Here is a 14,634-nt window from a genome sequence, read left to right as displayed (position 1 = left end):
CAATATTACTCAGCAAGATGCTTTCTTCTGCCATCATGCTTTTGGTGTGACTGCATTTTTTCTTTTTGTCCCTCCGTTAATATCATCATAAAACTGTGCTCTTTCTTTGCTTTAATTAAGGCTTTTTGTGCAATAATATCTTGGTATTGACTTTGTAAATCAATAAAAGTTTGTTCATTAAAGTGCTCCTCCTTCAGTAACGCTTTACGTTGTTGATGAAAACCTTGCATACTCTCTTTTAATGCTGAACGACTTGTTTTTGCTGTTTTATTTAACGCCTTTGCCTGCTCACGTTGTTCGTCAGTAAGCGCTAAATACTTTGCCATTCTTTTAAAGTCACCTTTCATGCCACGCTTTGATTTGTGCTGATGGTTACCGGTATGCTTGGCATCATGACGGTCATTGTTAACGACATCACCGTTATTAATCGCCAACGCTGCGGTACTTGCTAAGGATAAGGTTAATAATGCACTGGTTAATAAAACTGAACGTTTACTTTTCATAAGATTTACCTCTGGGTTAAATAGATAATAATATTGATTAAGTGAATGAATCGATTACTGAGCGAGCCCGTTGAATCGATTCATTCTTCTAAGTGAGGTAACTATAAACCTTGCAACGCAAAGAAACGCAAGGCAGTGTAAAGTTTTTGTAAAGGCAACAACAAAGTCAGTTTTCTAATAACAGTTAAGTTAATATTAAGATACGCCAAATACCACCACTAACAAAAGATAACAAAACCTCATGAGCAAACAGAAAATATTAATCATCGATGACGACAAAGAACTCACTGAGCTATTAACTGAGTATTTGTCGTATGAAGGATTTGAATTAGAAGCCTGCCATGATGGTGTTAGTGGTCTGGCACGTGCTTATGATGAAAAATTTTCACTGATATTGCTTGATGTTATGATGCCCAAACTAAATGGCTTTGAAGTATTAAAAGCCTTAGGTGGCCAGCATAAAACGCCAATTTTAATGTTAACGGCTAAAGGTGATAACGACGACAGAATATTAGGCTTGGAGCTAGGCGCCGATGACTATTTAGCGAAACCTTTTCAGCATCGTGAATTACTGGCACGTATTAAAGCTATTTTACGGCGTATTAAAATAGTTAAGTCCAATGAAAGTACTATCAGCCATCAACAAATTAATGAGGTCAGGCTTGAACATAGCACTCGTCAGGCTTTTTGCCATCAACAGTTAGTTGAATTAACCGGTACCGAGTTTCAAATATTGGCTTTGCTGATGAATAATGCCAGTCAAATCGTCAGTAAAAATGAAATATCAGAACAAATATTGAAACGAAAATTAAGTGCTTTTGATCGCAGTATCGACATGCACATCAGTAATATTCGCCGAAAGTTACTCGAGTTTTCTGCAAGTGATAAATTAAAAACCATTCGCGGCGCGGGTTATATCTTCCTCACAGGAGAGAGCTCGGGAATAAATGACTAATGCTCAATAAAATTAGACAGTCACTTTCATCGATTGGCTTTAAGATATTTTTATGGTTTTGGCTGTTCGCCTTGAGCTCTATTATAGCAACACGATTTATCTCAGCGCAGTTAGCACAGAACAGTATTGTTTTGCCTGCGCACCATGGCGACTTAAAAAAATTGAACCGTATCGCTAAACGTATTGAAAGAAATAATATGTCAGCCGATGGTCTTTTGCGATATCGAGGAAAATCGCCTAATGAGGCTATTATTATCAGAAATATTGATAGTGGTCAGCTCACCACTGATAGTAGCCGTTTTTTAAAAGACTTGGTTAGCTACCTAGAAAAAAATCGCTTTTCAGCCATTACCTCCATTCAATTTCCAAGATCTCGTATTACTGGCCCTAAAAATATCATCTTAGATAATCAACCCGTCGAACTATATTTAGCCATTAAAGGTCAGTCTCGACATTTTGATTCTTTTATTATGCAACTGCCTAATTGGTTGAAACTTGCCATCCCCATAGCGGTCAGTGCTCTATTAGCCTGGTTATTAGCACGAACATTAATTAAGCCAATATTGGCAATACGACGTGCGGCAACCGATATTGGTAACGGCCAGCTTGATGCCCGTATCGAACATGCCAATAAAAGAAAAGACGAACTGGGTTCACTTGCCATCAGCTTTAATACGATGGCCGACAAGTTATCATTAAATCTAACCGCTAATCAGCGATTATTAGCTGATGTTTCCCATGAGCTTCGTTCCCCGATGACTCGCTTACAACTTGCGGTTGGTCTAGCTCAGCAAGCGATTAACAAACCCGAGTTACAAAAAAAACATCTCGCGCGCTGTGAACTAGAAGTCAGCCGTTTAAATGAAATGATAAGCGATGTGCTTTCTCTTTCTCGATTAGAAAACACCTTTCAAAAAATTAATTTGCAAACCGTTCATCTCGATGAATTATTAGCCGATATTTGTCAAGACTGCCAGTACCTTGCTGACGAAAAACATATCTTAATTACTATGAAGCACTTTTTCTCTTTGGATTTACCCGGAGATCAAAATTTATTAAGCAGTGCTTTTAGCAATGTCATTATTAACGCCATTAAATATAGCCCAAAGCACAGTGAAGTCGTCATTTCTATGGCGAGTGTTATTCTCAATCAACAAGACAGTATTAAGATTATCATTAGCGATAGCGGTAATGGCGTTCCTCAAAGTACCATCGAAAAACTTTTTCAGCCTTTTTATCGAGTCGATGAAGCCCGAGATAGAAAAACGGGTGGCACCGGCTTAGGCTTAGCCATAGCACAGCAAGCAGTATTAGCACATAATGGTGCGATAAGTGCTAAAAACAACGACTCTGGTGGCTTATCTGTAACCATTATTTTGCCAATAAGCACAACACTGACATAAAACTGATGGACATAAGTGAATTATCACCGCTAATGTCATGCGACCTTAGGATTAAACAACATGGCTTTAGCGAAAATCAATAGTAACGACTATGGCAAAGAAAGTGAGCTTAGTGCTCGCTTATCAACTGAAATAAAACAGTTTTGGCAACAAGGTTACTTCTCATCTTTTAGTGGCGTCGATAAAATAAGAGTAAATTACGCAACCTTTACTCACAGTAAAAACCAAGAAAATCTTGTACTGGTTACTGGACGGTCTGAAAGTTATCTAAAATATCAAGAGCTCGCCTTTGACTTGTATCAGCAAGGTTATAATATATTTATCGTCGACCACCGTGGTCAAGGTTTGTCACAACGATTATTGAATGATGGCCAAAAAGGCTATGTAAAAGAATTTGATGACTACGCCGAAGATCTTAAAAAATTTATTGATGATGTTGTTTTAGAAAGTGCCACAAATATTCCCAGTAAAACACGTCCTAAAAAACCCCATCTATTAGCACATTCCATGGGGGGAGCCATTGCTGTGCGCATGATGCAGTTATACCCACTGTCAGTAAAGTCTGCGGTGTTAACCTCGCCAATGATTGCAGTTAACAACGGCAATATCGCTAACTGGCTTGCCAAAGGAATTATTTATTTAGGTGATTTCTTTAACGCTTGCTTTAGTGCTGAAGCTAATTTTTTTATGGGACAAACCCCCTTTAAACACACACCTTTTGCTAAAAATGAACTTAGTCAATCGACTGTTCGCTACCAAACTTTTGTGGAACTTTATCAGAAAAATAAAGAGATACAATTGGGCGGCGTCACCACTCATTGGCTCAAAGAAGCCATTATCGCTAAGAAAAATATTTTTGCAGATTTAGCTAAATTGACTTCACCTATCTTAGTCATGCAGTCAGGTAACGACACGATCGTTTGTAATAAAGCGCAAAACACTTTCTGTCAGCAATTACACCAATACCACCAACAGTCTTGCCCTGAAGGCAAACCTTTCACTATCGACAATGCGCGGCACGAGCTTATGTTCGAGCAAGACCAGTACCGCAGCCCCGCCTTAAAAAAAGCACTGCAGTGGTTTGATACACATTCAACTTAATGTTATTTCTATTGCAGTTCTTGGTCGATATTAACCGTTTTAATTGCTACCACTGAAGTGGGGTCATGATGAATAAACACTTCGCAAGGCGAGAATTTCGCTTCAATTTCTTCTTCTATCGCTTCACCAATATCGTGAGCTTCCAGTAAAGACAGCCGGTCATCGAGTTCTAAATGAAATTGAATAAAGCGATGTGGGCCTGATTGTCGGGTTCTCAAGTCATGAACACCTAAGGTCGAATCATGAGCAATCACAATAGCGGTAATTTCAGTCTGCTCTTCTTCACTCAGTTCATGATCCATTAAGTTGTGCACACTTAAGTAAATAATTTTTAAAGCGCCACTCAATAACAACACTCCCACAAGACAAGTAAATATCCCATCTGCATATAAAGAATAGCCACTGCTTAAAATCAACGCCGCTAATACGCCCAGGTTTAATAATAAATCTGACTGGTAATGCAAAGCATCGGCACTAATGGCAACAGAACGGGTTTTGGCAATCACAAAACGTTGCAACACCACTAGTAACAGTGTCATCACGATAGCTATAATCGTCACCACTATGCCTATTTCTGTTTTAACAACCAGTTTGGGGTGAATAATTCGGTCAAAGCCATGAAAGATCAATAACAAGGCAGAACCGGTCACAAAAGCGGCTTGTACCAAACCGGCTAAACTCTCGGCTTTACCGTGACCAAATTTGTGCTTTTCATCGGCGGGTGCCAATGCATAATGAAGAATAACCACATTCATCAACGAAGCAAATAAATCCAACATCGAATCAGTGGCCGAAGCCAGCATTGAGCTAGCATCTGTTACCACCCAAGCATATAGTTTCAAAAGAAAAAGTAATAAGGCCGTTCCAGTAGCAGCGAAAGCAGCTACTCTTACCCAAAAACTGTAGTCATTTTTTTTTGATAAAGCTTCACTCATAGTCATTACTTTTCCATGATTGCTACTTAAGCGCTAATTTGTACAATATAGTAATTCGTTTGGTATAATACCTTATCATCTTCGAATTTAAGTACATTTTTATGTTAGACGTTGTTTTGTTTCAGCCACAAATCCCACCGAATACCGGTAATATTATCCGCCTCTGTGCGAATACAGGCTTTAGATTACACCTTATTGAACCCTTTGGCTTTGATCTAGACGATAAAAAGCTTCGCCGCGCGGGTTTAGATTACCATGAGTTTGCCGCCATTAAGCGCCATAAAGATTATCAAGCTTTTATCGAAAGTGAACAACCTGAACGAGTTTTAGCGGTGACCACTAAAACAACCAATTACTATGGTGATATTGCCTTTAAACCTGGGGACTATTTACTTTTTGGCTCAGAGACCAGTGGTTTGCCAGAAGAAGTAAGACAGCAAATACCCGATAAAGATAAAATTCGTATCCCTATGCTAAAAGACAGCCGGAGTATGAATTTATCGAATGCCACCGCAGTAATTATTTTTGAAGCTTGGCGACAAATGGGCTTTGAAGGCTCAGTTTAACTTCACAATAGTAAAGATAAACTGAGCCAAACAAAGTGTAAAATTATTCGACAGTACGGTCGCGAGAAAGTAAATCAGCAGCGGCTAGCTTTGCTGATTTGCCACAATAAAGTACCTGATAGACTTGCTCGACTATCGGCATTTCTACGCCCATACGTTGTGCTAACATATAAACTTCTTTGGTATTACGATAGCCCTCAACAACTTGGCCAATATCAGCCATCGCTTTTTCAACATCAACGCCGCTGCCAAGTGCTAAGCCAAATCGACGATTACGTGATTGATTATCAGTACAGGTTAAGACTAAATCACCTAATCCAGCCATCCCCATAAAAGTACTTGCCTCGGCATTAAGTGCACAGCCTAAACGTGTCATTTCAACTAAACCACGGGTAATTAACGCAGTACGAGCATTGGCACCAAAGCCAATACCGTCAGCGATGCCAGCACCAATAGCGATAACATTTTTAACCGCACCACCGAGTTGTACACCAATAAAGTCTTTATTTGCGTAGACCCGAAAGGTTTTGCCACAATGTAATAGATCAGAAATTTCAGTGACAAAATCATCATCAGTTGACGATAATGAAATAGCCGTTGGTAAGCCAGCAGCCATCTCTTTTGCAAAGGTTGGCCCAGAAAGTACGGCCAATGAAATATCATCCCCCAGAATATCACGGGCAACATCTTGCAGTAATCGACCTGTTTTATGATCTAAACCTTTAGTTGCCCAAGCTATTTTAGCCTTTGATAATAAGTAGGGTTTAATTTGGCTGAGCATTTCGCCGAAGGCATGGCTGGGGACAACCACTAAAATGTTTTCACTCGCTTGAACAGCACTTTCAAGATCGTTAGTCGTTGTTAGTGAGGGTGGAAACTCACTACCCGGTAAATATTTCTCATTCGAGTGAGATGCTTGCATTTGCGCAATGTGTTGAGGATCTCGTCCCCATAATACGGTTTTGTGACCATTTCGAGCGAGACAAATAGCAAGGGCAGAGCCATAAGACCCTGCCCCCAAAACCGTGATTTTTGCCGTTAATTTCGACATGTCATCACTTCCATTTTATTGTTACTACTAGCCGATTTTGAAGAAAAACCGTTAATTAGTGAGTTTCACTGCTCGCAGGTATCTGCTCAGTTTGTGCTTGTGCGGCACGTTGTTGAACATATGAAGCAAATAGTGCTTCAAAGTTTACTGGTGCTAAATTAATTTGTGGAAATGAACCACGACTCACTAAATTCGCCACTGACTCACGTGCATACGGAAATAATGTTGTTGGGCAGAATGCACCAATAGTATGAGCAAGTTGTGCTTCAGGTAAATTACCAATAGAAAAGATACCAGCTTGTTGGACTTCAGCTAAAAAGGCCGTTTGCCCTTCAACAGTCGCGGTAACGGTTACCGAAAGAACAACTTCATAAGTATCTTCAGCCAATTTATTTGATTTAGTATCTAAATCTAATTGAATTTCAGGCTTCCAATCTTTTTGGAAAATAGCAGGAGAATTTGGCGTTTCAAAAGAGATATCTTTTGTATAAATACGTTGAATAGCAAATTGCGGTGCGGCTTGTTCAGTAGCGGCTTCTGGCGCATCAGCGTTATTGGTGTTCTCATCAGACATAGTTTTTTCCTATTGTATTTATTATTTTATATAATGATGACTTTTAATCTCTTGCTAAAAGTTCATCTAATTTATTAGCGGCGTGAAGTGCGAATAGTTCATCGCAGCCCCCGACATAATGATCACCAATAAAGATTTGTGGCACAGTTACACCGCCACTACGCTTGATCATGGCATTGCGCAATTCTGTATTATTGTCAATTTTAATTTCATTAAAGCTTACTTGTTTCTCTTCGAGTAAAGCTTTTGCTCGCATACAGTAAAAACAAGTTACTTTAGTATAAATATCAACTGTCATATCAAACCTTTATTAGTTATTAGCTATTATTTTTTAACCAGTGGTAAACCGGCATTAACCCAAGAATTCATACCACCCTTTAACAAACTTACTTTAGTAAAGCCTGCTTTAAGTAATTGATTAGCAACCGGGGTAGCAGTAATTCCTGCGGTACATACAACTATGATGGGTTTATCTTTATAGTTTTCAAGGGTAGCAAAATCATTATTTGATACTTTCTCTTTCACTAAATTTTTTGAATCGATGATACGACTCGCTTTAAATTCTTTTTCGGTACGAATATCAACGACTACACCTTCTTCACGGTTTACTAAAAAAGTAAGTTCCTGTGTAGATATTTGCTTAATAGGAGACATTTGAATACGAATAGTCGTCACAATAATAAGAACGACAATAGCTGCCCAAGCAGCGCTTAGCACTGGATGATTACCAGCAAAAATAATTAATTGATCCATAAAAATAATAAATATTGGTTGAATAAAAAGTTAACGATAGTATACAGAATTACCAAGCAAACCCAAAAAGAACTTTACGTGATAAGTGATTAAATCAATGAAAAGGTTTTTTTTGTTGATACAACCGACCGATAACGAATAAAAGCACACAATCCATTTGAAATGTTTTGTCTAATACCACACAAGCAATTCTTGATTTGCCTTGGTATACTGGTGAATAATTAGCTAATTTCACCGTTATGGAAACTAAAATGCCAAATAAAAAACCTACCGTATTACTGATTTTAGATGGTTGGGGATACCGAGAATCTACAGAATCTAATGCTATTTTTCATGCAAGAACGCCGGTACTCGACGATTTAAATGCTCGCTATCCACATATGTTAATTGGCACCTCAGGCATGGCAGTAGGTTTACCTGACGGACAAATGGGCAACTCAGAAGTGGGTCACGTTAATTTAGGCGCTGGTCGTATTGTTTATCAAGACTTCACTCGTATTACCAAATCGATAAAAGATAAAGAATTTAACAGCAACAAAGCACTTAATGATGCGGTTGATAAAGCCGTTAAAAATGATAAAGCCGTACATATTTTTGGTTTATTATCACCAGGTGGCGTTCATAGCCATGAAGATCATATTTTTTCAATGCTCGAACTGGCTAAAGAAAAAGGTACCCGTAAAATTTACTTACACGCTTTTCTAGACGGTCGTGATACACCACCACGTAGCGCAGAAGCGTCATTAATTAAAGCACAAGAAAAATTCAAACAGCTAGGCTGTGGCCAGATAGCTTCGGTAATTGGTCGTTATTATGCCATGGACCGTGACCAACGTTGGGATCGTGTCGAATTAGCCTACAACTTAATGGTTAGTGGTGAAGCGCAGTATAAATATTCAAGCGCAACTGAGGCATTAGCCGCCGCTTATGCCCGTGATGAAAATGACGAGTTTGTTGCTGCTTCCACGATTGTAGACGAGAACAACCAAGCCATAGAAATTGATGATGGTGACTCCTTAATTTTTATGAATTTTAGAGCTGACCGTGCCCGTCAATTTACTCGCTGCTTTACTGAACAAGACTTTTCTGGCTTTAAGCGTAAGAAGTGTCCTGCTATTGCTGACTTTGTCATGCTCACCGAATATGCCGGTGACATAAAAGCCAATATCGCTTTTCCTAAAGTAGCACTTGAGAACGTACTGGGTGAATGGTTAGAGAAAAACAACAAAACGCAATTACGTATTTCAGAAACAGAAAAATATGCGCACGTTACCTTCTTCTTCAGCGGTGGTAAAGAAAGTGAATTTGTTGGCGAACAGCGTATTTTAGTACCTTCTCCACAAGTTGCCACCTACGACTTGCAGCCAGAAATGAATTCAGCGTTACTCACTGATAAATTAGTCGCCGCCATTGAAAGCGGTGAACACGACTTTATCGTTTGTAATTATCCAAATGGTGATATGGTGGGTCATACTGGAAAGTTTGATGCTGCCGTAGCTGCTTGTGAAGCGGTTGATAGCAGTATTGGCCGTGTTGTTGCCGCCTTAGAAAAAGTGGGTGGAGAGTGTTTAATTACCGCTGACCATGGCAATGCTGAGCAAATGGTTGATAACAATTCAGGGCAAGCACACACAGCGCATACCTGTGAACCTGTGCCGCTAATTTATATTGGCCGACCTGCTCAACCAGCAGAAAATGGCGCGTTGAGTGATATTGCGCCAACAATATTACAGCTGATGGATATAGAGCAACCCAAGCAAATGACCGGTCATTCGTTAATGAAGTTTATTTAAGAAAATTATTATTAAAATGAAATTTACCGTGAAAAAAATATCTTTATTTGCATCAATATTCAGCCTTAGCTGCGTATTGATGTCGGTGAACGCCACTGAACAGACGTCGAATAATGGTGATACGACCAATAAAACCAATCAAGCATTGTCGAAAGTTCAGCAGCAAATAGTTGAGCAAGAAAAATCGATTAAACAAACGAGTAATAAACGCTCATCTTTAGAAAATCAATTAAGAAATGACGATATTTCAATCGCTAAAATAGTAAAGGCGATGATTAAAACCCAAGATGATTTTGAAGATACTCAGCAAACATTAAAAGAACTCGCGCAAGAAAAAATAACCTTAACGCACAAGAAACAGCAACAAGAAAAAGTGTTAGCCCAACAATTAAGAGCCGCTTATACATCGGGACATCACGACTATATTAAATTATTACTTAACCAGCAAAGCCCTGCTAGCGTAGAGCGTACCGTTACCTATTATAAATATTTGAACGATGCTCGCATCAAAGAAATTGACCAATTTCAGATTGTCTTAAGTGATTTGCTCGCCGTAACGACACAACACCAAGAGCAAGCCAAAAAGTTAAACACTATAAAACAACAACAAGCCGAACAGAAAATCGTATTTCAAAACACTAAGCAAGAACGAAAGAATACTATTCGCGCATTAAATAAAGAGCTGCTTGGTAGCAAACAGCTGTTAGCTCAATTAGTGGCAGAAGAACAAAATTTAGTGGTGGCATTACAACGAATCGCAGCATTAGCAAAACAAAGTACAGAATTAGTTGGCCTAAAAAAACTTAAAAGAAAACTTTCTTGGCCGGTTAAAGGCAAAATTAGCCACAGTTTTGGCTCTCGCAAACAAGGCTACTTAAAATGGAAAGGTATTTTGTTAGCCGCTCCTGTTGGTAAACAAGTTAAAGCCATTCATAACGGCACGATATTATTTTCAGATTGGTTAAAAGGTTATGGTTTAGTCACCGTGTTAGATCATGGCGCCGGCTATATGAGCCTATATGGCTATAACCAAGCGTTATTAAAATCGGTAGGTGACCGCGTAGAAACCGGTGAACCGATAGCACTTGTTGGACAAAGTGGTGGGCAGAGTCAATCTGGATTATATTTCGAAATACGCAGCGATGGTCAGGCAGTAAACCCTAAAGCTTGGTTTAAATAAAGTGAAAATATAGCGCCTATTGAGTCTTATTATTTCTGCTAATAAAAACAGTCAATCTGCTGTAATTATTTCGAAATACGCAGCGATGGTCAGGCAGTTAACCCTAAAGCTTGGTTTAAATAAAGTAAAAATATATATTGCCTACTGAGGCTTATTTTTTCTAATAAATAAAAACAGTCAATCCGCTGTAATTATTTCGAAATACACAGCGATGCGTCAGGCAGTAACCCCTACAGTGTGGTTTAAATGAAGATAAAAAGTTAACTTCTCCTCGATTTTAACTTTTTCTACTGATAATCTTGGTCAATAATGATGTATTCCAAATTAAGAGTTCTTTTGCCTTTATTCCCACAACTAATTATTTTATTGACGTTACTAAGTATAACGCCTTTAGCAACCGCTAAAAACGCACAAGTTGCCATTATTATTGACGATATTGGTTACCGAAAAAGTGATGCTGCCGTGCTTACCTTACCCGGCGCAATAACCTTCGCTATTCTCCCCCATACGCCTTATGGTAAAAGACTGGCTTTAGAAGGCTATCATAAAAATAACGAAATTATTTTGCATATCCCAATGGAAGCAGAAAATGGTAAAAAGCTAGGGCCTGGCGCACTAACCGTCAAAATGAATGAAGAGTCAATCCGCGATCAGTTAGCACTTGCTTTCGCTGAGATACCTTTTGCTATTGGCATCAACAACCACATGGGGAGTAAACTAACCAAACTTTATAATCCAATGATGTGGACCATGCGTTTTTTAAAAGAGCGAGATTTAATTTTTATCGACAGTGTTACTACCAACAAAACCAAAGCAGAACATATTGCCCTTCAGGTAGGCGTTCCAACAACCCACCGACAAATATTTTTAGATAACGAATTAACCACTGACTATATTGATCAACAATTTATGCAGCTTATTGAGCACGCCCAGCAATATAAATCAGTGGTGGCTATTGCGCACCCTCACCCTGAAACGATCGCTGCACTCAATCGTTTAATACCGTTACTTGCAGCCCTTGATATTGACTTAGTGCCCGTTTCATCCTTAATAGACTCACCCAAAATCCTGCAAGACCTTACTGTCATAACTGAAGACTAAAAATTACTAATTAGTACCGAGATAATCAATGTTATCTTTTTTTAGTAAGGCTAATAAATATTTAACCGGAATCGCGTATGTTATGCCACTAGGATTAGTAATAACCGCTTCCTTTGACTCCTGCACAAACACCTTATTAATAATACCAATCACTTCTCCTGAATCAACATCATATAAAGCACTGCCACTATTGCCAGGGTAAGCGGTAGCATCAAGTTGATAAACTAAATAAGGATTACGTAACATTTTCAACATTTTAATACTAATTTGTTGAGCATTATCCACCGGGATTATCGTTGGCGTAATACTGGCAATAATACCGCGGTGGGTCACAGGGTATAGGCCTAAAACAGCGCCAATAGGAAAGCCCGTAAAAGCAACATAGCTGCCCTCTCGACTAAACGCTTTACTTGCAAGTTGCATCGCGGGCAGTGGCGCGCCATGGATTTTTAGTACGGCGATATCGTGCAACTGCGAACTAGCAACAATATCAGCGGTTCGCACTTTCGCCGCTTTCCCAGAGCCAGTAAACACCGCCATCTGTTGAAGAATATTTGCATCAAGTTCTTTGGGTAAAACGTGAAAATTAGTGACCACATAGCGGCCATTACCGATAACAAAGCCACTGCCGTTCAAACTATTTTGCTGGCGACCCGATGGCGTATGAACACCAATACCCACTACTGACGGTTTTATTTTTTCAACGGTATCCGCTAAATCGGCTAGTACTGAGCTGGTATAAAAAATTAAATAAACACTTAATATTATTTTCAAATAACGCATCTTAAACCCTCCATTCATTATAAATATTATTTATCGTCAATAAGTTTACTGCGTTTTACTCGCAAAAACAGCTATGATTACTCATAATTAAAATAATCATAACAATATGTTATATCCCTGTAGGCAGCTATTTCTTAAGGTCGTTAAACAATATGACAAAAAAAACGGTAGTTCCTATCTTCGCTGGCGGCGGCACGCGACTGCCTGCACACGTTGGTATCTTACATGCGTTACAAGCTTATGACATCGACTTCAATCACTTAGTAGGAGTTTCGGGTGGCAGTATTGTTAGCAGCTTATTTGCAGCTGGCTTAAGCCCTGCTGAAATTAAAGATATCGCGTTAAATACTAATTATAACAAGTTCCGAGAATTTTCATTATTAAAATTAATTCGCAACGGTGGTTTAAGTTCAGGTGACCGTTTTGAACAATGGATGGATGGCCTACTCGGTGGAAAAACATTTGCCGAGCTCGATTATAACTTACATATTGTTGCCACAGATGTCGCTAAAGGTACCCCCGTTATATTCAACAAAGAGCTCACCCCTGATGTAAAAGTATCGCTGGCGGTACGATTCTCGATGTCCATTCCCTTAATATTTAGTTTCAAGACTTTTGGCGAACAGGTCATGGTTGACGGCAGTATTTTATCTGAAGACGCCCTCCATCGAGACTGGGCAAAAGACGGTACACCGGTACTATGTTTTCGCCTTAAAGGTGAGCATGAAAATAATGAAGTTAATATAAAAGGTTTTTTCCCAATTTATATGTACGTGACCCTGCTTATTCGTACCTTTATGACCACGATCTCGCGCGAATATATTAATGAAGCCTTCTGGCACAATACCGTAGTAGTTAATATTGGCAATTACTCTGCCGTAGACTTTTCCATGACGACAGAGCAAAAACAAAGCTTATTTGATATTGGCTTTAAAACAGCAGAGGAAATATTACCGATAAAACTGGGAAAAAAATAAAATTTTTAACAGTTAATAGTAATATTTCTCAGATATTAGGTTATATTAATAGTATGTCTCGTGACGTAATGACTTCTATCACGAAATAACATGAAGACAAATGGATGAGAAAATGAGTCTAAGCAAATTAATATTAAATTCCCCTATCATTGGCGATGTCGCAAAAAAAGTGGCGTCGTTTAAGGTCAATCATGATGCCGGAAATATTGCTGAGCATTTTACCAAGTTTCTCAAGCCACAATACGCCTCTACTAATAGCCTACGTAACGAAGTATTTAAAATTCGTCACAATGTTTATTGTGACGAATTAGCCTTCGAAAACCAAAAAGACGATGGCATGGAAATGGATGATTTTGATTCTCACTCTATTTTTGCTCTAATTCAGCACAAACCAACCAATAATTACACCAGTTGCGTACGTATAGTTCGCTCAAGCAATGAAGATGAATTGTTACCGATTGAAAAATTTTGTTATGGCGCGATTCAAAACAAAGACTACGATCCTAAAAGATTCAAACGTGAAGAAATTGGTGAGATTTCTCGCTTGGCCGTAAAAGCTGACTTCAGACGTCGTAAATCAGATCGTTTTAAGGGTTCTGCCATTGGTGCCATTAGTGAAAGTTCATATTCTGAATCAGAACTGCGATGTTTTCCATTTATTGCGATTGGTTTATATATGGTTGCTGGCACTTTAGCTATCGATACTGGTATAAAACATGCCTATGTAATGATGGAGCCACGTTTAGCCCGTAGTATGAAGTTTGTTGGCATTAAATTTGTACAAATTGGTGAGCCCATTGAATATCATGGCTTACGTGCTCCCTATTATATTAATGCTGAAATATTTTTAGAAAACCTAACAAGTGGCTTTAAGAGCTTGTATAAAGAAATACAAAAAGATATCCGTAGCCAGTTTTAATTAACTATTTCGAATATTCACTGGTCATAATATCATCATA

The 14,634-nt window shown here is 38.7% G+C and carries 16 protein-coding genes; 9 read left to right on the top strand and 7 right to left on the bottom strand.

What is annotated here, in order from left to right; translation table 11 throughout:
* Window positions 1-5: 5 nt before the first annotated feature.
* Window positions 6-503, bottom strand: coding sequence for a Spy/CpxP family protein refolding chaperone (locus tag H4J67_RS05655; protein WP_182203141.1), 498 nt, complete (start codon window positions 501-503; stop codon window positions 6-8).
* Window positions 504-744: 241 nt separating this feature from the next.
* On the opposite strand from H4J67_RS05655, the gene H4J67_RS05650 reads away from it, so the two are divergent.
* Genes H4J67_RS05650 through H4J67_RS05640 form a run of 3 tightly spaced genes read left to right on the top strand, consistent with a single transcriptional unit; the run spans window position 745 to window position 3,962 of the window.
* Window positions 745-1,458 carry a response regulator transcription factor gene (locus H4J67_RS05650; protein WP_182174050.1) on the top strand — a complete coding sequence of 238 codons (714 nt, stop codon included), beginning with the start codon at window positions 745-747 and terminating at the stop codon, window positions 1,456-1,458.
* Window positions 1,458-2,861: an ATP-binding protein gene (locus H4J67_RS05645; protein ID WP_182174053.1), complete on the top strand. Its 1,404-nt coding sequence runs from the start codon at window positions 1,458-1,460 to the stop codon at window positions 2,859-2,861. Before H4J67_RS05650 ends, H4J67_RS05645 begins: the two co-directional genes overlap by 1 nt.
* A gap of 60 nt (window positions 2,862-2,921) precedes the next feature.
* Window positions 2,922-3,962 carry an alpha/beta fold hydrolase gene (locus H4J67_RS05640; RefSeq protein ID WP_182203139.1) on the top strand — a complete coding sequence of 347 codons (1,041 nt, stop codon included), beginning with the start codon at window positions 2,922-2,924 and terminating at the stop codon, window positions 3,960-3,962.
* An 8-nt stretch (window positions 3,963-3,970) separates the two neighbouring features.
* Here H4J67_RS05640 and H4J67_RS05635 read toward each other — a convergent pair whose 3' ends face one another.
* Window positions 3,971-4,903 (bottom strand): cation diffusion facilitator family transporter, encoded by a 933-nt coding sequence (locus H4J67_RS05635; protein ID WP_259368501.1) that lies wholly within the window; start codon window positions 4,901-4,903, stop codon window positions 3,971-3,973.
* Between the two features lie 95 nt (window positions 4,904-4,998).
* Here H4J67_RS05635 and trmL point away from each other — a divergent pair, with 95 nt between their 5' ends.
* The gene (gene trmL, locus H4J67_RS05630; RefSeq protein ID WP_182203137.1) at window positions 4,999-5,463 is read left to right on the top strand and encodes a tRNA (uridine(34)/cytosine(34)/5-carboxymethylaminomethyluridine(34)-2'-O)-methyltransferase TrmL; all 465 of its coding nucleotides are present in this window, start codon (window positions 4,999-5,001) and stop codon (window positions 5,461-5,463) included.
* 43 nt (window positions 5,464-5,506) lie between these two features.
* Here the strand turns inward: trmL and gpsA are convergent, their stop codons facing one another.
* Genes gpsA through H4J67_RS05610 form a run of 4 tightly spaced genes read right to left on the bottom strand, consistent with a single transcriptional unit; the run spans window position 5,507 to window position 7,841 of the window.
* Window positions 5,507-6,514 (bottom strand): NAD(P)H-dependent glycerol-3-phosphate dehydrogenase, encoded by a 1,008-nt coding sequence (gene gpsA / locus H4J67_RS05625; RefSeq protein WP_182174062.1) that lies wholly within the window; start codon window positions 6,512-6,514, stop codon window positions 5,507-5,509.
* 55 nt (window positions 6,515-6,569) lie between these two features.
* On the bottom strand, window positions 6,570-7,088 hold the full coding sequence (gene secB / locus H4J67_RS05620; RefSeq protein ID WP_182174064.1) for a protein-export chaperone SecB: 519 nt from the start codon (window positions 7,086-7,088) through the stop codon (window positions 6,570-6,572).
* Window positions 7,089-7,131: 43 nt separating this feature from the next.
* Window positions 7,132-7,386, bottom strand: coding sequence for a glutaredoxin 3 (gene grxC / locus H4J67_RS05615; protein WP_182174067.1), 255 nt, complete (start codon window positions 7,384-7,386; stop codon window positions 7,132-7,134).
* A gap of 26 nt (window positions 7,387-7,412) precedes the next feature.
* Window positions 7,413-7,841, bottom strand: coding sequence for a rhodanese-like domain-containing protein (locus H4J67_RS05610; protein ID WP_182174070.1), 429 nt, complete (start codon window positions 7,839-7,841; stop codon window positions 7,413-7,415).
* Window positions 7,842-8,092: 251 nt separating this feature from the next.
* Here H4J67_RS05610 and gpmI point away from each other — a divergent pair, with 251 nt between their 5' ends.
* The 3 genes from gpmI to H4J67_RS05595 all read left to right on the top strand — a co-directional run bounded on the left by gpmI (window position 8,093) and on the right by H4J67_RS05595 (window position 11,915).
* Window positions 8,093-9,634, top strand: a complete 1,542-nt coding sequence (gpmI, locus tag H4J67_RS05605; protein WP_182203135.1) for a 2,3-bisphosphoglycerate-independent phosphoglycerate mutase — start codon at window positions 8,093-8,095, stop codon at window positions 9,632-9,634.
* Window positions 9,635-9,662: 28 nt separating this feature from the next.
* Window positions 9,663-10,814 (top strand): peptidoglycan DD-metalloendopeptidase family protein, encoded by a 1,152-nt coding sequence (locus H4J67_RS05600; RefSeq protein ID WP_182203133.1) that lies wholly within the window; start codon window positions 9,663-9,665, stop codon window positions 10,812-10,814.
* 336 nt (window positions 10,815-11,150) lie between these two features.
* A complete protein-coding gene (locus H4J67_RS05595; protein ID WP_259368500.1) occupies window positions 11,151-11,915 on the top strand; it encodes a divergent polysaccharide deacetylase family protein in 765 nt (254 codons plus the stop codon).
* A gap of 6 nt (window positions 11,916-11,921) precedes the next feature.
* Here the strand turns inward: H4J67_RS05595 and H4J67_RS05590 are convergent, their stop codons facing one another.
* A complete protein-coding gene (locus H4J67_RS05590) occupies window positions 11,922-12,698 on the bottom strand; it encodes a serine protease (protein ID WP_182203132.1) in 777 nt (258 codons plus the stop codon).
* 152 nt (window positions 12,699-12,850) lie between these two features.
* Between H4J67_RS05590 and H4J67_RS05585 the strand changes: the two genes are divergently transcribed.
* Together H4J67_RS05585 and H4J67_RS05580 are read left to right on the top strand one after the other, a co-directional pair.
* The gene (locus H4J67_RS05585; RefSeq protein WP_182174085.1) at window positions 12,851-13,675 is read left to right on the top strand and encodes a patatin-like phospholipase family protein; all 825 of its coding nucleotides are present in this window, start codon (window positions 12,851-12,853) and stop codon (window positions 13,673-13,675) included.
* A 112-nt stretch (window positions 13,676-13,787) separates the two neighbouring features.
* Window positions 13,788-14,594: a PEP-CTERM/exosortase system-associated acyltransferase gene (locus tag H4J67_RS05580; protein WP_182203130.1), complete on the top strand. Its 807-nt coding sequence runs from the start codon at window positions 13,788-13,790 to the stop codon at window positions 14,592-14,594.
* Window positions 14,595-14,634: the final 40 nt, after the last annotated feature.

It is taken from the genome of Colwellia sp. BRX10-4 (assembly GCF_014077465.1).
Taxonomy (GTDB): Bacteria; Pseudomonadota; Gammaproteobacteria; order Enterobacterales; family Alteromonadaceae; genus Colwellia_A.
The sequence above is the reverse complement of the archived record's forward strand: the minus strand, read 5'-3'. Positions and strand labels throughout refer to the sequence as shown.